General features: G+C 34.0%; 21 protein-coding genes, 8 tRNA genes and 1 other RNA gene. 9 read left to right on the forward strand and 21 right to left on the reverse strand.

What is annotated here, in order from left to right; translation table 11 throughout:
• Nucleotides 1–104 precede the first annotated feature (104 nt).
• The 16 genes from UMR38_07665 to mnmG all read right to left on the reverse strand — a co-directional run bounded on the left by UMR38_07665 (nucleotide 105) and on the right by mnmG (nucleotide 9,012).
• A tRNA-Leu gene (locus UMR38_07665) sits at nucleotides 105–193 on the reverse strand.
• A gap of 6 nt (nucleotides 194–199) precedes the next feature.
• Nucleotides 200–275: transfer RNA gene (locus UMR38_07670), tRNA-Lys, on the reverse strand.
• Between the two features lie 12 nt (nucleotides 276–287).
• Nucleotides 288–363, reverse strand: a tRNA-Thr gene (locus tag UMR38_07675).
• Between the two features lie 5 nt (nucleotides 364–368).
• Nucleotides 369–444, reverse strand: a tRNA-Val gene (locus UMR38_07680).
• A gap of 8 nt (nucleotides 445–452) precedes the next feature.
• A tRNA-Ala gene (locus tag UMR38_07685) sits at nucleotides 453–528 on the reverse strand.
• Nucleotides 529–561: 33 nt separating this feature from the next.
• Nucleotides 562–638, reverse strand: a tRNA-Ile gene (locus tag UMR38_07690).
• 121 nt (nucleotides 639–759) lie between these two features.
• Nucleotides 760–834: transfer RNA gene (locus UMR38_07695), tRNA-Gln, on the reverse strand.
• 4 nt (nucleotides 835–838) lie between these two features.
• Nucleotides 839–922: transfer RNA gene (locus UMR38_07700), tRNA-Tyr, on the reverse strand.
• Between the two features lie 45 nt (nucleotides 923–967).
• Nucleotides 968–1,252, reverse strand: a complete 285-nt coding sequence (locus tag UMR38_07705; GenBank protein ID MEC9485732.1) for a nucleotide pyrophosphohydrolase — start codon at nucleotides 1,250–1,252, stop codon at nucleotides 968–970.
• Between the two features lie 180 nt (nucleotides 1,253–1,432).
• Nucleotides 1,433–2,281, reverse strand: a complete 849-nt coding sequence (locus tag UMR38_07710) for a mechanosensitive ion channel family protein (protein MEC9485733.1) — start codon at nucleotides 2,279–2,281, stop codon at nucleotides 1,433–1,435.
• 5 nt (nucleotides 2,282–2,286) lie between these two features.
• Nucleotides 2,287–3,117, reverse strand: a complete 831-nt coding sequence (locus tag UMR38_07715) for a ParB/RepB/Spo0J family partition protein (protein ID MEC9485734.1) — start codon at nucleotides 3,115–3,117, stop codon at nucleotides 2,287–2,289.
• Entirely contained in the window at nucleotides 3,107–3,883 is a 777-nt protein-coding gene (locus tag UMR38_07720) for a ParA family protein (GenBank protein MEC9485735.1), read from the reverse strand. The genes UMR38_07715 and UMR38_07720 overlap by 11 nt, the downstream gene beginning before the upstream one ends.
• A 124-nt stretch (nucleotides 3,884–4,007) precedes the next feature.
• Nucleotides 4,008–5,189 (reverse strand): hypothetical protein, encoded by a 1,182-nt coding sequence (locus UMR38_07725; GenBank protein ID MEC9485736.1) that lies wholly within the window; start codon nucleotides 5,187–5,189, stop codon nucleotides 4,008–4,010.
• Nucleotides 5,173–6,381, reverse strand: coding sequence for a hypothetical protein (locus UMR38_07730; GenBank protein ID MEC9485737.1), 1,209 nt, complete (start codon nucleotides 6,379–6,381; stop codon nucleotides 5,173–5,175). The genes UMR38_07725 and UMR38_07730 overlap by 17 nt, the downstream gene beginning before the upstream one ends.
• Before the next feature lie 19 nt (nucleotides 6,382–6,400).
• Entirely contained in the window at nucleotides 6,401–7,084 is a 684-nt protein-coding gene (gene rsmG / locus UMR38_07735; GenBank protein MEC9485738.1) for a 16S rRNA (guanine(527)-N(7))-methyltransferase RsmG, read from the reverse strand.
• A 74-nt stretch (nucleotides 7,085–7,158) separates the two neighbouring features.
• Complete coding sequence (mnmG, locus tag UMR38_07740) at nucleotides 7,159–9,012, reverse strand: tRNA uridine-5-carboxymethylaminomethyl(34) synthesis enzyme MnmG (protein ID MEC9485739.1); 1,854 nt, start codon at nucleotides 9,010–9,012, stop codon at nucleotides 7,159–7,161.
• Nucleotides 9,013–9,141: 129 nt separating this feature from the next.
• Here mnmG and UMR38_07745 point away from each other — a divergent pair, with 129 nt between their 5' ends.
• Together UMR38_07745 and UMR38_07750 are read left to right on the forward strand one after the other, a co-directional pair.
• A complete protein-coding gene (locus tag UMR38_07745) occupies nucleotides 9,142–9,840 on the forward strand; it encodes a response regulator transcription factor (GenBank protein ID MEC9485740.1) in 699 nt (232 codons plus the stop codon).
• Nucleotides 9,827–11,632 (forward strand): HAMP domain-containing sensor histidine kinase, encoded by a 1,806-nt coding sequence (locus tag UMR38_07750; GenBank protein MEC9485741.1) that lies wholly within the window; start codon nucleotides 9,827–9,829, stop codon nucleotides 11,630–11,632. The genes UMR38_07745 and UMR38_07750 overlap by 14 nt, the downstream gene beginning before the upstream one ends.
• 15 nt (nucleotides 11,633–11,647) lie before the next feature.
• Here UMR38_07750 and UMR38_07755 read toward each other — a convergent pair whose 3' ends face one another.
• The 5 genes from UMR38_07755 to UMR38_07775 form a co-directional block, all read right to left on the reverse strand.
• Nucleotides 11,648–12,424, reverse strand: a complete 777-nt coding sequence (locus UMR38_07755; GenBank protein ID MEC9485742.1) for a Cof-type HAD-IIB family hydrolase — start codon at nucleotides 12,422–12,424, stop codon at nucleotides 11,648–11,650.
• Between the two features lie 19 nt (nucleotides 12,425–12,443).
• Nucleotides 12,444–12,707 (reverse strand): metalloregulator ArsR/SmtB family transcription factor, encoded by a 264-nt coding sequence (locus tag UMR38_07760; GenBank protein ID MEC9485743.1) that lies wholly within the window; start codon nucleotides 12,705–12,707, stop codon nucleotides 12,444–12,446.
• Nucleotides 12,708–12,788: 81 nt separating this feature from the next.
• An RNA gene (gene ffs, locus UMR38_07765) (signal recognition particle sRNA small type) lies at nucleotides 12,789–12,883 on the reverse strand.
• Nucleotides 12,884–12,899: 16 nt separating this feature from the next.
• Entirely contained in the window at nucleotides 12,900–13,352 is a 453-nt protein-coding gene (tadA, locus tag UMR38_07770) for a tRNA adenosine(34) deaminase TadA (GenBank protein ID MEC9485744.1), read from the reverse strand.
• Entirely contained in the window at nucleotides 13,349–13,957 is a 609-nt protein-coding gene (locus UMR38_07775) for a thymidine kinase (protein MEC9485745.1), read from the reverse strand. The genes tadA and UMR38_07775 overlap by 4 nt, the downstream gene beginning before the upstream one ends.
• A 297-nt stretch (nucleotides 13,958–14,254) precedes the next feature.
• Between UMR38_07775 and UMR38_07780 the strand changes: the two genes are divergently transcribed.
• From UMR38_07780 to UMR38_07810, 7 genes are read left to right on the forward strand one after another with little or no spacing between them, the layout of a single operon-like run.
• The gene (locus tag UMR38_07780; GenBank protein ID MEC9485746.1) at nucleotides 14,255–14,737 is read left to right on the forward strand and encodes an NAD(P)H-dependent oxidoreductase subunit E; all 483 of its coding nucleotides are present in this window, start codon (nucleotides 14,255–14,257) and stop codon (nucleotides 14,735–14,737) included.
• Nucleotides 14,738–15,127, forward strand: coding sequence for a hypothetical protein (locus UMR38_07785; protein MEC9485747.1), 390 nt, complete (start codon nucleotides 14,738–14,740; stop codon nucleotides 15,125–15,127).
• Nucleotides 15,099–15,569 (forward strand): ATP-binding protein, encoded by a 471-nt coding sequence (locus UMR38_07790; protein ID MEC9485748.1) that lies wholly within the window; start codon nucleotides 15,099–15,101, stop codon nucleotides 15,567–15,569. The genes UMR38_07785 and UMR38_07790 overlap by 29 nt, the downstream gene beginning before the upstream one ends.
• Complete coding sequence (locus UMR38_07795; GenBank protein ID MEC9485749.1) at nucleotides 15,562–15,885, forward strand: DRTGG domain-containing protein; 324 nt, start codon at nucleotides 15,562–15,564, stop codon at nucleotides 15,883–15,885. Before UMR38_07790 ends, UMR38_07795 begins: the two co-directional genes overlap by 8 nt.
• 5 nt (nucleotides 15,886–15,890) lie before the next feature.
• Nucleotides 15,891–16,601 carry a PHP domain-containing protein gene (locus UMR38_07800; protein MEC9485750.1) on the forward strand — a complete coding sequence of 237 codons (711 nt, stop codon included), beginning with the start codon at nucleotides 15,891–15,893 and terminating at the stop codon, nucleotides 16,599–16,601.
• Complete coding sequence (locus UMR38_07805; protein ID MEC9485751.1) at nucleotides 16,594–17,148, forward strand: ATP-binding protein; 555 nt, start codon at nucleotides 16,594–16,596, stop codon at nucleotides 17,146–17,148. Before UMR38_07800 ends, UMR38_07805 begins: the two co-directional genes overlap by 8 nt.
• Entirely contained in the window at nucleotides 17,145–17,510 is a 366-nt protein-coding gene (locus UMR38_07810) for a (2Fe-2S) ferredoxin domain-containing protein (GenBank protein ID MEC9485752.1), read from the forward strand. The genes UMR38_07805 and UMR38_07810 overlap by 4 nt, the downstream gene beginning before the upstream one ends.
• The last annotated feature ends 11 nt before the right edge of the window (nucleotides 17,511–17,521 follow it).

The raw sequence follows: 17,521 nt of genomic DNA on the forward strand, positions 1-17,521 counted from the left end.
TAGATTAGTTCTAACAATTGCTAGAGAACTAGACAACTATAAGTCCTAACAGAGTAAGCCCCTGTTTTAGCTTTTTAAATAGATGTAGATACAAAAAACTGAAATGGTACCTAGGGCCGGAGTCGAACCGGCACGGTATATAACTACCATTGGATTTTAAGTCCAACGCGTCTACCAATTCCGCCACCCAGGCATAAAATGGTGACCCGCAGAGGATTCGAACCTCTGACCCTCTGATTAAAAGTCAGATGCTCTACCGACTGAGCTAGCGGGTCTAAAAAAATTAATGGTGCCGGAATCAGGGATCGAACCCGAGACCTACTGATTACAAGTCAGTTGCTCTACCAGCTGAGCTATTCCGGCAAATATGGTGGAGAATACTGGGCTCGAACCAGTGACCCCTTGCTTGTAAGGCAAGTGCTCTCCCAACTGAGCTAATCCTCCATATTATATGGTGGAGCCTAGCGGGATCGAACCGCTGACCTCCTGCGTGCAAGGCAGGCGCTCTCCCAGCTGAGCTAAGGCCCCATATAATTATTTTTTCAATTATGCAATTTTAAATGGTGGGCCTGAATGGATTTGAACCATCGACCTCACGCTTATCAGGCGTGCGCTCTAACCAACTGAGCTACAGGCCCCCACCGATTACGCTGAAAATCCAAGCGCGTTATTTATTCTACTATGATATTGAAGTATTGTCAACACTAATAGTAGACTTTTTAGAGAAAATTTTGAATATTAAATGATTGAAAATAAAAATGGCTGGGCTAGATGGACTCGAACCATCGATCCCGGAGTCAAAGTCCGGTGCCTTAACCGCTTGGCCATAGCCCAATAGTGGTGGGCGGGGACGGATTCGAACCGCCGAACCGTTAGGAGCAGAGTTACAGTCTGCCGCGTTTAGCCACTTCGCTACCCGCCCAAACACGCAAGATATATTTTATAATAAATCAAACAAAAATGCAAGTTATTTTTTTAATGGATATTTGATAGCATTCTTTTCAAGTTTTTCATCAATTATTTTAGCCATATCAAAGCCTAAATCATGCGCTAAGGCAAAAGAGTATATTACAACATCGGCTATCTCTTCTTTCACATTTTCCATATCTGCATGTTCTTTTCCCCATTGATAATTTTCTAATAATTCTGCAGCTTCAATAATGATTGATTTCGCAAGATTTTCAGGTTTATCATTTTCATCCCATCCCCTAGCATCTCGAAATGCTATAATTTTATCAATTATATCTTGCATATAAATCATTCCTTTGTCTGCTTAATTTTCTTTAATCTTTTTATTACAGTGGGACGTTCAAGCATTACAATGCGATCACATTCCATACATTGCAACTTTATATCAGCTCCCGAGCGAATAACCTTCCAATCATAGGAACCACAAGGATGTGGTTTTTTTAATGTGATAATATCGCCAATATTAATCTTTTGCATTATGGACAACTACCTGAGGGAATGGAATTTCAATATCATTTTCATTACAGTGTAAAACAACATCTCGTCTGATGTCTCTTTCTACTTGAAAGTGTTTCATTGTATTGGTCTTTGCAATAATTCTCATATTTATACTCGAATCAGCTAATTCGGTTACACCTAAGAATGTGGGCTTTTCAACAATATCATCATAATCTTTTTCTATTTGATCCATTAATCCCGGCATAAGTTCATAAAGTTTTGGCAAATCTGTATCATACGCTACACCAAAATCTACAACTGCGGTGCTATTATTAGTAGAATAGTTGATGATATTACCAAGATTACCATTATTAATAATCTTTGTTTCACCCTTCCAATTCTGTAAAGTTGTTGTTCTGAGTCCAATCGTTTTAACCGTTCCTTTGAATCCATCTGATTCAACAACATCTCCAACATTAAACTCACCGTCAACGATAACAAAGAATCCACTAATAAAGTCACGAACGATTTCTTGAGCTCCAAACCCTATTGCTAAACCTAAAACACCTGCGGACGCAATAAACGGTGTAATATCAACGTTTAATTCACCTAATACTACCATGATTACAATAAACCAAATAACATATTTAAACACACTCGAGAGCAAATTTGCTACTGTTTCTGCTCTTGCAGGATTACTATTCTTAACTTTTAATGATTTAGAAATAATGATGGATAGAATTTTTGAGGCTATCATACCTATAATAATCCATACGACTATCATTATTCCAGTCACAGTAATTTTAGCTAGTGTCTCATTGAGTTGTGTATACTCACTCACTAGTTGGGCAATTGAATCACCAATACTTAACATAATTATCACTCATCCTTAAATGAATTTATTATTTTTTGTAATTGCTTTTCTGTTTTGTATCTCATAGTAATTTTATTGTGCTTCACTGATACTTTTATATCATTAAATCGTGAACTTATAAACCGTTTCGCTTTATTGAGTGTCTCCTCAGAAATAATATCTTCATCATTGGTTTTATATTTTCTAATAATACTTTCTGTATCTCTAACAGTTAAATGTTCTTGTTTAATACGCGCAAATAATTCTAGACAAAAGTTCAAATTATTAAGCTTACTTAATGCACGTGCATGTCCCATGCTAATTTCTTCAGTATTTACAGCATCCATAACTACAGTAGGTAAATTTAATAAGCCGATAATATTAGTAACATATACACGACTTTTACCAATTTTTTCACCAAGTTCTTGATGGGTAATATGTGTATTTTCAATTATTTTTTGGAATGCAATTGCTTCTTCAATTGGTGATAAATCTTCTCTTTGAATATTCTCAAGCATTGCTAGTTCAGGTAAATACTTTTCATTATATTCACGAACAATCGCTGGCACTTCTTTTAAGCCAGCTAATTCAGCTGCTCGAACTCGTCTTTCACCTGCGACTAAAATATATCCTTGTGCAGCTGGTTTGAGAATGATCGGTTGTAAAATCCCATGTTGCTTGATAGAATTTGCCAACTCTTTCAACTTAAGCTCATCAAAAACCGTTCTAGGTTGCCCCGGATTTGCCTTGATTTCATCTATCGATACATCGACAATTTCTTCATTACCAGTCACATATGTCTCATTCTCCGCAATAAGATCACTGAACGTTCTCCCTAAATTATTTTTATCTTTCACTTATGGAAACCATTTCTTTCGCGAGATTTTTATAGCTTAATGATCCTTTAGAGTTGGGAGAAAACTCGGTAACTGGCAATCCATGAGATGGTGCAACTGAGCATTTTACATTTCTTGGTATGATCGTTTTAAAGACTTTTTCTTTAAAATATGTCCTCACTTCATTAATAACTTCATACCCGATGTTACTCCGTGTATCTAACATAGTGAGTAATACCCCTTCAATAGTGAGTGACCGTTGATTAAACTTCTGTTTCTTTTGTATTACTCGAATGGTATTCAATAACTGTGTTAATCCATCTAGTGCTAAAAATTCACATTGCACAGGAATTAAAACACTATCTGATGCAACTAAAGCATTAATCGTAACCACACCTAAGGATGGGGGACAATCTATAATGATATAGTCATAATTGTCTCTCACTGACTCTAATGCATTTGATAAGATGTAGTCCTTATTATCATGTGAAAGCAGAAATTGACTAATATTACCTAACTCATAACGTGCTGGAATAATATCTACTTCAACACTATCAACTTTTTGTATGATGTCATTAATATTTGCATTTTCCAAAAATATATCTGCGACAGTATAATCTAGATTAGCGCGGTTAATACCCAGGTAAGTGGTTGCATTTGCTTGGTGATCAACATCTACTAAAAGAACTCGTTTACCTAAATAGGATAACGAGCTTGCTAAATTAACGCTGGTTGTGGTTTTTCCAACGCCGCCTTTTTGGTTACTAATTGATAAAATTTTTCCCATCTAAAACCCACCTTAAAAATAGATACTTCACAGTTTCTGAAGTATCTATTATTTTATCACATAAGTTCATTTTTTTATAGTTCAAATGATGACAAGTTATCCACAAAAAATGTGGATAACTTGATTAAAGGTGTTCTCTAAATATTTCTTGATTGTCTAGGTAGAAATTAACAAGTTCAAAGGATAAAAATTCTCTAAACTCTTTTGAGATGAATAGCTCAGTGATTTCTTCATGCGATAAGACCCTCTTAGCTGAACCATATTTATCAAATTGCGTCATTTCATTTTTTAAGTATTTGTATAAAAATGCTAATGCGATTAATTTATTAATGCGATCATCAAATAAATCGGATAAATGATATTGATACCGCGATTCAGAATACTCTGGGGTGTCCTTAAATAATGTTGCAAAATCATACAGTAATGCACTCATTTCTGTATCATCATTTAACATGTACTTTTTAAACTGTTTAGCATAACGTTTTGCTAATTTAGTGCCTTTATCACTCGCAATGATTTCATCAATATCTTGTGAGTGTAAAAAGAAGTAATATTCTACAACTTCAGCTATTTTATCGCCTTCGTCTTCAAAAAACTCATTAATAAAAGTACTTAATTCGTTTACAGTTTGTTGGAATTTTCCACTTTCATACACTGGCTTCTCTTTATTTTTTTCCATAAGGTCGTCTAAATATCGAGAACTAAATGATTGATATTTATCCAACATTTTGCTCATTGTTAACCACTCATTATTCATCTTCTCATAAATACTATCTGAGACAATGAATTGTATCAAAAAGACAATGTAGAATCCAATCAATACAATTAAGTAGGTATCTTGTGAAATCAACGTGCTGATACTATTTGTGCCAACAATATACTCACCATTTGTCATAATGTAAAAAACGCCATAGCCTGTAACTAATCCACCATACAATAGATAGGTGACAATATCATGATAAAAAATAATGACTGTTAAAGATACAAAAAACATGATAAAGCCATAGAAGTAATTTGATGAATTTACAAATGCAAATGTAATCCCTAATATGGTAATAATTGAAAGATGCATTGCGATACGATTTGAATTAATAGCAATAAATAAGATGGTTAATAAAAACAAAAATGAAAATGCAATTGAGACAAACAAGAAAGTATTATCATCGGCGTTACTAAATGGGGCTGAGATGTAGCTTAATATTACAAATATGGATATAAAAAACGTGACTAAGATAAGTTTTAATCTTAACACTTCATTAAAGGTTAAGAACTCACTGTGTCGAATACGATCAAGTAATGTTTTCATCTTTATCCCCCTTTAAAATATCCTTAACAATTGTGTCAAAGACCTCATTGTTCTTTAAATATACTTGGAGAACGTCTCGATTGACACTGTAAAAATATTTGGAGTTTAATATGACATCACGAATGACTTCTTCTGGGATTTCCTTCAAATAGGGTTTATCCTGTTTGATCATGACATAAAACACTACAAATGAGATGATTTTAACATAAATACTATCTTCTGAATGGTTAAATGATTTGAATTGCGATTCTGAAAATATCTCATTCTTATCAATGTTTATATCTTTAGTCTTACTTGCTTTAATCGCTAGGTTACGCATTTTATGACTGACTCTTAACTCTAGTAATTTTAACCGCTTAATTTCTTCGATGGTATATTCTGGAAAATCATCTTTTAATTCCATCAAAGACTTCTTATCTAATTGTCTTAGCACATCAATTTTGCGCTTAAAGACATTTTCGATTTCAAGTTTTTCAGCTAATTTTTCTGTGAAGACTTCAACATCATCATAATACGATTTAACATCCATTTTATCTTGATCCACAATTTCGTGTAATTCTTCTAAAATATCAATATTTCGTATTTCCGATTCTTTAATATGTGCTAATTGATTATAGAAAAACATTTTACGTTTTATCAAGATATAAGAAGATAATGCTAAAAGTAGAACAAACACAAACAAGAAGATAATAATTAACAATACTTGCGGGGTTGCATTGCCAGGAATATCCAGGATAGTGGTAAAATTAACTACCAGTAAAAAACCAAATATAAATACCAGTAAATTACTGAGTACCATAACCTTATAATCTTGATAAATGAATATAACAGCGTACGCTAAGAAAAGGGTAGTAAACACACTTGGTGTTTGGAATACAATCACTAACCCGGCTGTAATTGAAAAGAGTGCTATAGTATTAAAATACATGGCAATACGCAAGTTATTATAGCGATCATTATCGTATGAGTATAGGATTAAATTAACAATGAAAAATACAACAAAAAACCCTATAAACGTAAAGAAATAATTCGAATCAACACGTAAGTGATACATAATAATAACCAAAATAATCGCAAAAATCATTGTTAATAGATTAACTAACAATGTCTTTAACTTTAGATGTCCTAATTCTAAAGTTGCCTTGTATGGATCGAGTTGCTTATACTCATACTTTTTGGTATCTTTTTGCATATCATCACAATCCTATCATTTATAGTGGATTAGATTTAATCTTTTTAAACCTTCTTGGATACTTATCCGGTGTCTCTTTTACTTTCTTAAATTGAATTAATATATGCTCTGCATCTAATAAACGATATGAGTAACGTTTCGTTTCTGTTACGCCAAGGATATCAAATGCTTTTTGACTTTGGGCTAACTCATCTTCAAACTTAGGACCTTTTAAAACAATAAATGCCCCATCTTTTTTGACAAAAGGGATGCATAACTCTGACAGCATCTGTAAGTTCGCAACGGCTCTAGCCGTAACAATGTCATAGGTTGCTTTCTCTTTAAATGATTCTGCTCGTCCATGAATTAATCTTGCCTCTAAGCCTAACTCTTTAGTTAGCGTTTTAAGAAAGGTAATACGTTTATTTAACGCATCAATAATCGTAACGTCTAAATTCGGATACACTATCTTTAATGGAATGCTTGGAAATCCAGCACCACTGCCAACATCTAATATCTTCTGATCGTTCAGCGTGATGATTTGGCCCATCATAATACTATCATAGAAGTGCTTCATAAGTACCTCATCATAGGATGTGATGGCCGTTAAATTTACTTTTTGATTCCATTCAACCAACAATCGGTAGTAATCTTCAAATTGCTGGATTTGCTTTTTAGATAACAGAATATCTATCGCTTCTAGTTTTTGTATAAATGCTTGCATGCTTAAATCACCTTAGGTCTATTTTACCATACTAATCAATATTTTAAAATATAAGAAAAACAGCTTTTGAAAAGCTATTTTTTTGTTTGTATATGTACCAACAACAAAGAAACATCCGCAGGATTTACACCACTAATACGAGATGCTTGTCCAATCGTAAGAGGTTTGATATCTTTTAATTTCTCTTTGGCTTCTAAAGCTAAATTATGGATCGCATCATAATCGATATCTGATGGAATCTTAACAGTCTCCATTTTCAACATTTTTTCAGCTTGTTTTTCGGCTTTTTTAATATAACCTTCATACTTACTATCAATCTCCACTTGTTCCAGTACCTCTTGAGAATAATCACTGAGATCAACCCAGTGGTTTAAATGGTTTATCATGATTTCAGGACGCTTTAGAAGTCCCAACAAATTTGTCTTATTTCTTAACTCAGTAGAACCAATCTCTAAGATATAATCGTTTGTTTCTTTATTCGGTGTAATAAAATAGTCACTAAGCATTTCTTTAACTCTTTTTATATCGGCCAACTTCTCGACAAATTTTTTATATTTTTCATCTGTGATAAGACCTATATCATATCCATATTGACGTAAACGAATATCTGCATTATCATGGCGTAATAGTAAGCGGTATTCCGCTCTTGATGTTAGTAATCGATAAGGATCAACGACGCCTTTTGTCACTAAATCATCAATTAATACACCTATATATGCCTCGTTACGTTTTAATACAAGGGGCTCTTTACCTTCTAAGTCTAACGATGCGTTAATTCCAGCCATAAGGCCTTGACAAGCTGCTTCTTCATACCCACTTGTCCCATTTACCTGTCCAGCAAAATACAGGTTATTATACTGTTTACTTGCTAGTGATGGATACAAATCTCTTGGATCAATCGCATCATACTCAATGGCATATGCATAGCGAACAATTTCCGCTTTTTCTAATCCAGGAATAGATTTTACCATTTTTTCTTGAATATCATGTGGCATAGAGGTTGAAAAGCCTTGAACATAAATTTCTTCTAATGATTCACTTTCGGGTTCTAAGAAAATCTGATGACGGGCTTTATCTTTAAATCGTACCAATTTATCCTCAATCGATGGACAGTATCTAGGCCCAACACCTTCAACTGCACCACTATACATTGATGACAAGGTTAAATTATTGTTAATCACATTATGCGTTTGTGGACTCGTATATGTTAAATAACATGAATATTGTTTATCTACATCATAATAATAAATATTATCATAACTGAACGTACGTTCAATAGGATCTCCTGGATGCTCAACAGTTTTACTAAAATCGACTGTTTCACGTTTTACACGTGGCGGTGTTCCTGTTTTCAACCGCTGTGTCTCAAATCCAAGTTCTCTTAGCTGTGGACTAAGTCCAAGTGATGGTTTTTGTTTATCAGGTCCTTCTTTTTTAAAGACGTCTCCAACCATGATTTTAGATTGCATGTATGTCCCTGTAGTAATGATAATCTTTTTTCCTAAATAAGTGTCTCCATTGGCTAATTTGACTCCTATTACTTGATTATTTTCAAACAATAATTTCTCAACATAGGCTTCGATGACATCTAAATTCTCTTGGGTAAATATGGTTTCTTTCATTTCTTTTGAATATCGGACCTTATCACTTTGTGCTCGTAATGCCCTGACGGCTGGACCCTTAGATATGTTTAAAAGACGCATTTGAATTTGAGTTTTATCGGCATTTCTTGCCATCTCTCCTCCAAGCGCATCTATTTCTCTTACTACAATACCTTTCGCTGGTCCACCAACCGATGGATTACACGGCATTGAGGCAATCATGTCTAGATTACCTGTGACCAATAAGGTCTGATGACCTTTTCTTGCAGCAGCTAAACATGCTTCACTACCCGCATGTCCTCCACCGACGACAATTACTTCATACATAAATATCACCTGTACGTTATATTTTATTACTATTTTTTTAAATAGTAAAGCATATCACCATGTGATTCTTTTATTCTACAAGAAACTAAGGTATAATGAAACAAAAGAATGTAAATTGGATGTGAAAACATGGAAGATAAAACGGTTTTAATTATTGAAGATGAACCAACGATTAATCGTATTGTCTCAAATTATTTTGCGAATGAAAACTATACTGTATTAAGTGCTTTAGATGGCTTTAGAGGACTTCAATTATTCAGCCAAAACCAAGTTGATATTGTCTGTTTGGATATTATGATGCCAAATGTGAATGGTTGGGATGTCGCAAAGACTATTAGAGAAAGCAGCAACGTTCCAATAATTATGATGAGTGCGCTATCCGAAGAAGAAGACATCTTAAAAGGATATTCTCTCAAAGTCGATGACTATATAACAAAGCCTTTCAATCCTAAAATACTTGTCGCAAAAGTGAACAATCTACTAGATAGATTGAATGATGATACGAGTTCTCAGCAAACATCTGGAACGTTAGCGTCTGGTGGTGTCAAGATTGATTTAGATACCCACAAGGTCTATATAGATAATAAAGAAATTGTGCTATCTAAAACAGAATTTGATCTGTTATCCTACTTTTTAAAACACGTTGGTAAAATCTGTTCAAGAAACTTATTGCTTGATGAAGTCTGGGGTATCGATGTCTATGTCGAGGATCGTATTGTTGATACCTATATTCGGAAACTCAGAAAAATATTGGGAAATAAGTCATCTTATATAAAGACTGTTTTTGGTGTAGGATACCGCTTTGAGGTGCCTGATGAAATTTCTTGATAGAGTGAAACAACAAACTAAAAATAGTATCCAGTTTTTTCCCAAAGTATTTCGTAAACTCAGTATATCAACACAGCTAACGCTTACCATTATCCTCTTGTTCGCATCATTCTTTTTATTACAATCAATTTTAAATAACCAATTTTTTAAAAACTATTATATCGACAGTGAATTTGATAACATACAGACGGATTTAATAAACTACATAGATGCTTTAAATTCTCCCGATACTGACCCCTATGATATTATGTACAATTTCACCCAAGAAAATAACGCCTACAGTGTTATTGTAGATGGACAATATCGTATTTTAAAATCAACGTTTACAAACTATACAATTACCATTGATAATGTACAAGATGAAGCATTATATACCTTATTAGTCCCTGAAAACAATTATGATTACAGTATCGGTGATACCATTGATGCTACTATCTATGAATATAATGAGTCTTTATATTCAGCAGCTTTAATTGAAACTAATGACATGACAATTTATGAATCAAATATTGCGTGTTCAAACGAAACATGTATTACAATTTCGGGCACAATAACAAGCATTCAGAAGCCAAATAACTTAAATTATTTGTTTCAAGAAAACTTATTGGTTGAAACGGAGATAAATAAACTTAGAAACGATGCGATTAATCTCAATAATCATGCGTATGAATACAAAGAAGGGGAAGTCGCTTATTGGTACCGTTCTAATGATGGCCCTGAAGATGCATTAGTCTTTGTTCATGAGTTAGATTGGGTACGTGTTGTCACAATTATACCAATTGCTGATACCAATGATATTATCTCAATTGTTTCATCTTACAATTACTATGTCTACGCAACAGCTATTGCGATTATATTTTTATGGAGTTTTCGTTTATCGAGTATCATATCGAAACCAACTAAAAAAATCGAAGCTGTTACACGAGAAATTGCCCAATTAAACTTTAACGTAGAAGCAAACGAATATAATAACCGCGAACATGCTTCTTTATCTCGAAGTATTAACTTAATCACACGGAACTTAAAAGAGACTCTTGCGGCTATTAATGCTAAAAATAAAGAACTCACTGAACTTTATGAAGAGCAATCTAAACAAGTATTGCTAAAAAAACGCTTAGTATCATCAATCTCTCATGAGTTAAAGACACCCTTAATGATTATGCAAGTCATAATTCAAGGAATCTTAGATGATATTATCGCAAAAAAAGATATAGACGGCGAGCTTGAAAATGTCTTAGATGAGATAAGTAAGTCCTCTTTAATGATTCAAGATATGCTGCAGATCTATCGTTTGGATAACGCTGAAACCGTCCTTGAGAAGACGCACTTTGATATTTCTAAAGTAACACTAGACTTTTTAAAAGAATTTGAACACACTATAAAAAAAGACCAATTCGACTTGGATATCAATATTCAAGATCAGGTAATAGTCTTTGCGGATGAGAAACTTATTAAACGTGTTATTTCAAACTTCTTAACGAACGCGATTAAGTACACACCCCCTACTGAAAGAATTTACATTGAAATTAGTGAACATGAAAACTATGTCTATTATGAGCTAACTAATTATGGCATCAACATTAATGAAAAAGAATTAGACAATATATGGATACCATTTTACCGTATTAAACAAACCCAAAATATGCAAAAGCATACAAAAGGCAGTGGTGTTGGGCTATACTTAGTGAGTGAAATATTGACGGCTCATGAAGCAGATTATGGTATTAGAAATGTAAATAACGGCGTGAAAGCTTGGTTCAAACTTTATACTAAAATAGACGGTAATCTTTAAAGATTTCCGTCTATTTTATATAATATTATAGCGTTTAAAGGCGTGATAAATACCACCATTACCGGCGCTATCTGTAATAAAATCAGCAACTTCTTTTAAAGCATTTGGCGCATCCTTCATCGCGATACCTAAGTTAACAGTTTCTAACATAGTGATGTCATTATACCCATCCCCAATTGCAATAGTATCTTCTATAGACACCCCTAAATGTTCAATGACTTTTTTTACACCAATTTCTTTTAATCCAGATCTCATATTAACGTCAAGACCATACTCACATGAATAATGAAAGCCCAGTTCAGGAATTAATGTTTCAAACCTTTTATAGTCATCTTTATCATAATACATAATGACCTGATATACAGCATGTGATTTATAAAAACCTGGTATATAAACAGGATCATCAAGATGAAACCTTCTACTGAACTTTTTGCTCAGATTATTGTAGCGTGACTCTAAAGCAAAAATCTCATGGCCTTCATAAGCTATATCAATCTCTTCTTGTTTTGCTAACTGGACTAATTTATCTAAGATTTCTTTTGGGATAGGATCACTGAAAATCATATTTTCGTGATAGACAACAATTCGCCCATTATTTGCAATATAGGAGTGAATTCCTAACTCCTTTTCAACATCATAAAATAGCGCTTTAGGTCTACCTGTAGCGATGATAACTTCATGTCCATTTTCTTGAGCTAATTGTATAGAGTCACGTGTTAATTGAGGAATACTATTAGTGTCGTGATCTATAATGGTACCATCTAAGTCTAAAAATATATATTTTTTTCTCATTATTTCCACCCTTTTTGTATTATGTTAGAAGATATTTTATGAGTAGTAAGTGGTTTTCCAAAAAAGACTCTTTAATATGGTATTTTACTAGATTCTTCTCACGTACTCCTTCAACAATTTCTGCATCCCGTAGTTTTTTCAAATGTTTAGAAACATTAGCCTGTTTTAAGTGAAGCAAATCAAGAAACTCAGAGACATATAATTCTTCGTAATCCATCAATTTCATAAACATCTGAAATCTGGTCTCGTCACTCAACAACTTTATTACCTCAAATTGGTTCATTTTTATCACACCTAAATATATTCTTATACAGTAATATTACTATATAGCAATATTTATGTCAAGCTTAAAAAAAACATCTCCCATTAAGCACCCCCACCCACATAGACAGAAAACTTAAGGCTGCTTCGTTCCCGACCTGACCTAATTCGTCACCACCTATTGAATGGAGATGATTAATGAGAGATATCATTATCATCTTTTACGTAACTCTTTAAAAAACGTTTTTAATATGTTTGTACATTTATGTTCTAATACTCCAGAGACAACTTCAACCTGATGGTTAAAGGGATATTCAAAGAGATTCATAACACTTTCATGCACACCTGATTTATAGTCCTTAGCGCCGTAAACTACGCGCTTTATCCGCGATTGTATTATTGCTCCTGCACACATTGGACACGGTTCAATTGTAACATACAAATCGCACGTGTCAAGTCTCCAACTCTGCAATATCTGATTTGCCTTTTCTATTGCTAGAATTTCAGCGTGACCAATGGCTCTGTTATCTCGTTCCCTTAGATTATGAGCTCTAGCAATAATTTGATCACCACAGACAATAACAGCTCCTATAGGTACTTCATCTAGAGCTTTGGCTTTTTCAGCTTCTTCAATAGCTATTTGCATGTACTGCTCATCTTTTGTCATGATTTTATTTCATTCTTATAAGGTCTTGGTTTACGGTAAACCTTATGACATTTTCGACATCTTGCTTCGTAACTTTCTTCAGCTCCTATAAGAACAATAGGATCTTTATATTTTGCTGGCTTTCCATTTACTAAACGTTGAGTTCTTGTTGCAGGACGGCCACAACTTACACAAATTGCTGTTAACTTTGTTACATATTCTGCAATAGCCAATAATTTTGGCATAAATGAAAATGGTTCACCACGAAAATCTTTATCTAATCCACTCACAATAACGCGGATTTTTTTGCTTGCTAAAAAATCAACAATCTTAACCACTTCTTCATCTAAAAACTGGATTTCATCAATCGCAACAACATCAGTATCTTTATCTATGTGCTCAAATATCTGTCTTGCATAGGAAATATTAACTGATTTTGTACGACTATTATTATGCGAAACTACCTCATTATCGGCATAACGGTCATCTATTGACGGCTTAAATACAACAATATTCTTCTTAGCATATTCTAAGCGTCTGACACGCCTGAGGAGTTCTTCTGTTTTTCCTGCGAACATGGGTCCACAGACAACTTCAATCCACCCTGGTTTTTGATTTAAATACATCACAACACCACCTAGTTTTTATATATACAACAATAACATAATTTTTTAAAAAAATATAGCCTGATATAAGAATTATTCAGTTAATTCGTATAGCAAATTATTTTTTTATTAATTATCTATAAAAGATAATACTATTATGCATCTATTATTGATCGCTTAGATAAAGGTAAAACCCTATTTATAGCAGTTTTGAATATATAGAACTATTATAATATACAGGCTTTATAAAAGCCTATATATATGTTATAATTGTTTGGAAAATAAACATATATAATGATATTAATAGAGGAGAAGATTATGGGTAGAACTATTGAAATATCAAAAGAAAATGAGAGCGCGTTATTGAGCGCTATCGACCAACACATGAAAAACCCTGGTCCATTAATGCCAATACTGCACGATGCTCAACAAATATTCGGGTGTATCCCATTAGAAGTTCAAAAACTTATTTCACGAGAAACAGGTGTCACCATTGCTGAGATTAATGGTGTAGTTACATTCTATTCTAGTTTCTCACAAACACCAAAAGGAAAAGAAACTATCGGTGTTTGTTTAGGTACACCATGTTATGTGCGTGGTGCACAAATCATACTTGATACAGTGAAAAAAGAACTTGGTATTGATGTGGGAGAAACCACAGAGGATGGAGAATTCTCATTAGATGCTATTCGTTGCATTGGTACATGTGGTATGGCACCAGTTATGTCAATTGGTGAAGAAGTTATAGGCGAAATGTCAGTCGAAAAAGTGAAAAAAGTCTTAAAAGGTAGGCGAAAATAGATGGAATTGAATGCTGTATTAGACTTAATTGATGCAAAACAGTTCAACTTAGAGTGCCCACGATGCGTCAAAGAAATTAATTATGCGTTTGTTTGTGATTTAATGAGTGATGCATTGATGCTTTTAAAGCAAATGCCTAGTCACATAGGAGCGCACGGTGCCCTGGTTACAGGACTTGTTACCAATCAAGCATTACGTACAGCAGAAATACTTGATTTAGAAACAATCATCTTTGTACGTGGTAAAACACCAACGAAACAAGTTATTGAACTTGCAGATGAACTGGGAATCACTTTAATCGGTACTGATTTAACTATGTACCGGACAAGTGGCTTATTATTCATGAACGGTGTGAAAAGTTATGAATCCGTGCTTGAAGAAAACCACTAAAAACGCCCGTATTCATAAAGAGTTTGTCATTGAGCGAAATGATATCGCTAATGCTGGTACTGTCGCAAGTACGACCAAACGTATACTAAAACTCGAAGGATTTCCGAGTCACTTTATCAAACGTGTTACAATTGGAGTTTATGAAGCTGAGATTAATGTTGTAATTCATTCTTATGGTGGAACAGTAATATTCGATCTCAATGATGATCATGTTACGCTTACATTCGAAGATAAAGGCCCTGGTATTGAGGATATCGAACTTGCAAAAGCGGCAGGATTCTCAACAGCTAGTTCCTACGCAATTGAGAATGGCTTTGGTGCTGGAATGGGCTTGCCTAATATTGAAGCAGTCTCAGATGAGATGCACTTGACCTCATCGAAAGAAGGTACAAAACTGTGTATGCGATTCGATATAGGAGATGATCACGTTGACAGTGAATGACCTTAACAATCATAAGGCGTTAACCCTAGTTAATGAAGATAGTAATGATACGCAAACAATTAATAAACTCTTTGCATCTGATTTGCTGAGTCATGTAATTGGCTATGCTGAAGAGCATGACGTCTTAATCACTGTATTAAATAACATCAATGTTTTGGGTGTTGCGAGTTTACTTGATCTAAGCGCTGTAATTTTTACACACAACGCTAAGATTAAACCTGATATCATTACTCGCGCAAATGATTTGAATTTGTCACTCTTTATTACCCCTTTATCTACCGCAGATATTATTAAACAACTTGCGAGTTTGGAGTAATTAAAATGAAATGTTATTATGACTTGCATATTCATTCCGTACTATCACCTGATGGTGATGAATTTATGACACCAAATAACATTTTAAACATGGCAATGTTAAAAAATCTCGATTTTATCGCGATTACAGATCATAATTGCTTACTACAACTCCAAACTGTCAAAAACATTGAAACATCGTATGATTTTATTTTTGTACCGGGTGTAGAAGTTACTGTGAAAGAAGGCTTTGACGTCCTATGTTACTTTCGTACATTCAATGATGCAGAGATATTTAATCAGTTTATTCAAGGGTATTTAACCGATACATTTACACACTTTACACCTGATGACCAAATTATTACAGATATTTACGACAACCCTATCGGAACAGTCAAAAAAGGCTTATTAACATCAACGTTGCCCTACAAGGTACTCTATCGACAAGTGAAATCACTTGATGGTATTGCACTCTTTGCGCACATCAATCGTCCGAGTAAGTCTGTCCTAAATAATTATTCACTTGACGACTATCTTTTTGACGGTATTGAAATTGAACCACAACACAAAACAGCATTTTTAAAAAAATATCCCCAATATAAACAGTATATAACTCTCTCTAATTCTGATTCACATACTTTAATGTCGATTTCTGAACGTATTGAGTATTTAGAACTAGCAGAGAAATCAATAGATGCCTTCTTTGATTACTTTAAAGGGGGCACAAAAAATGAATGAACTTTCCTTGCATATTTTAGATATTTGTGAAAACTCAATCAGTGCGAACGCATCACTCATTGAGATTACTATAGAAGAAAGTACAACGCAAAATACCTACACCATCACTATTACTGATGATGGTCACGGGATGAATAAGAAAACACTCTCGCAAGTGTCTGACCCTTTTTTTACAACACGAACGACTCGTAAAGTGGGCCTCGGTATCTCACTATTCAAACTCGCTTGCGAATTAACAGGGGGCACATTTCAAATCGATTCCATTGAAAAAGAAGGGACACTCATTAAAGCTGAGTTTGTACGAGATCATATCAATCGCGCACCAGTTGGCGACATTGAAGAAACACTTACCGTCTTATTAATGAATGATGCTGGTATCGATATCAGATATGTGCATATGATTGATCATCAAACCTATTACTTTGACTCTCGTGAAGTCAAACAAATACTCAATGATGTACCAATCACTGATTATAATGTCATTTTATGGATTAAAAACAATATAAAAGAAGGACTACTTTCAATCCAAAAGGAGGAAACAAAATGAAATCATTAGATGATTTAAAAAAGATTCGTGAGAAAGCGCAAAGAAAAGTTACAATGCGGGACAAGCAAGATGGTACACGTATCTTAGTAGGGATGGCAACATGCGGTATTAGCGCAGGTGCACGCCCTGTCATGAATAAATTTGTTGAGGAAATTGCTGAACGTGATATCGAAAATATCACCGTTACACCAGTCGGTTGTATTGGTGAATGCGCAATTGAACCAATTGTAGAGGTGCTTGAAGGCGACAAACGTACAACATATTGTAAAGTTGATGAAGACGTTGCCCAAAGAATTATAGACGAACATATACTCGGTGGTAAGATCGTTAAGGATAACATCATCGGTAAATTTAGAGTATAAGGTGATTACGA

The organism is Candidatus Izemoplasma sp. (genome assembly GCA_036172455.1).
In the GTDB taxonomy this organism is placed as follows: Bacteria; Bacillota_I; Bacilli_A; order Izemoplasmatales; family Izemoplasmataceae; genus JAIPGF01.

What these genes read in the sequence shown, in the direction of transcription:
- mnmG (MEC9485739.1), bottom strand. Translation starts at nt 9,012, where the DNA reads ATGTATGAAGTAATTGTCGTCGGTGGAGGACATGCGGGTAGTGAAGCA.
- UMR38_07755 (MEC9485742.1), bottom strand. Translation starts at nt 12,424, where the DNA reads ATGAGAAAAAAATATATATTTTTAGACTTAGATGGTACCATTATAGAT.
- UMR38_07785 (MEC9485747.1), top strand. Translation starts at nt 14,738, where the DNA reads ATGGAATTGAATGCTGTATTAGACTTAATTGATGCAAAACAGTTCAAC.
- rsmG (MEC9485738.1), bottom strand. Translation starts at nt 7,084, where the DNA reads ATGCAAGCATTTATACAAAAACTAGAAGCGATAGATATTCTGTTATCT.
- UMR38_07780 (MEC9485746.1), top strand. Translation starts at nt 14,255, where the DNA reads ATGGGTAGAACTATTGAAATATCAAAAGAAAATGAGAGCGCGTTATTG.
- UMR38_07730 (MEC9485737.1), bottom strand. Translation starts at nt 6,381, where the DNA reads ATGCAAAAAGATACCAAAAAGTATGAGTATAAGCAACTCGATCCATAC.
- UMR38_07775 (MEC9485745.1), bottom strand. Translation starts at nt 13,957, where the DNA reads ATGTATTTAAATCAAAAACCAGGGTGGATTGAAGTTGTCTGTGGACCC.
- UMR38_07810 (MEC9485752.1), top strand. Translation starts at nt 17,145, where the DNA reads ATGAAATCATTAGATGATTTAAAAAAGATTCGTGAGAAAGCGCAAAGA.
- UMR38_07805 (MEC9485751.1), top strand. Translation starts at nt 16,594, where the DNA reads ATGAATGAACTTTCCTTGCATATTTTAGATATTTGTGAAAACTCAATC.
- UMR38_07745 (MEC9485740.1), top strand. Translation starts at nt 9,142, where the DNA reads ATGGAAGATAAAACGGTTTTAATTATTGAAGATGAACCAACGATTAAT.
- tadA (MEC9485744.1), bottom strand. Translation starts at nt 13,352, where the DNA reads ATGACAAAAGATGAGCAGTACATGCAAATAGCTATTGAAGAAGCTGAA.
- UMR38_07760 (MEC9485743.1), bottom strand. Translation starts at nt 12,707, where the DNA reads ATGAACCAATTTGAGGTAATAAAGTTGTTGAGTGACGAGACCAGATTT.
- UMR38_07710 (MEC9485733.1), bottom strand. Translation starts at nt 2,281, where the DNA reads ATGTTAAGTATTGGTGATTCAATTGCCCAACTAGTGAGTGAGTATACA.
- UMR38_07750 (MEC9485741.1), top strand. Translation starts at nt 9,827, where the DNA reads ATGAAATTTCTTGATAGAGTGAAACAACAAACTAAAAATAGTATCCAG.
- UMR38_07800 (MEC9485750.1), top strand. Translation starts at nt 15,891, where the DNA reads ATGAAATGTTATTATGACTTGCATATTCATTCCGTACTATCACCTGAT.
- UMR38_07720 (MEC9485735.1), bottom strand. Translation starts at nt 3,883, where the DNA reads ATGGGAAAAATTTTATCAATTAGTAACCAAAAAGGCGGCGTTGGAAAA.
- UMR38_07705 (MEC9485732.1), bottom strand. Translation starts at nt 1,252, where the DNA reads ATGCAAGATATAATTGATAAAATTATAGCATTTCGAGATGCTAGGGGA.
- UMR38_07790 (MEC9485748.1), top strand. Translation starts at nt 15,099, where the DNA reads ATGAATCCGTGCTTGAAGAAAACCACTAAAAACGCCCGTATTCATAAA.
- UMR38_07725 (MEC9485736.1), bottom strand. Translation starts at nt 5,189, where the DNA reads ATGAAAACATTACTTGATCGTATTCGACACAGTGAGTTCTTAACCTTT.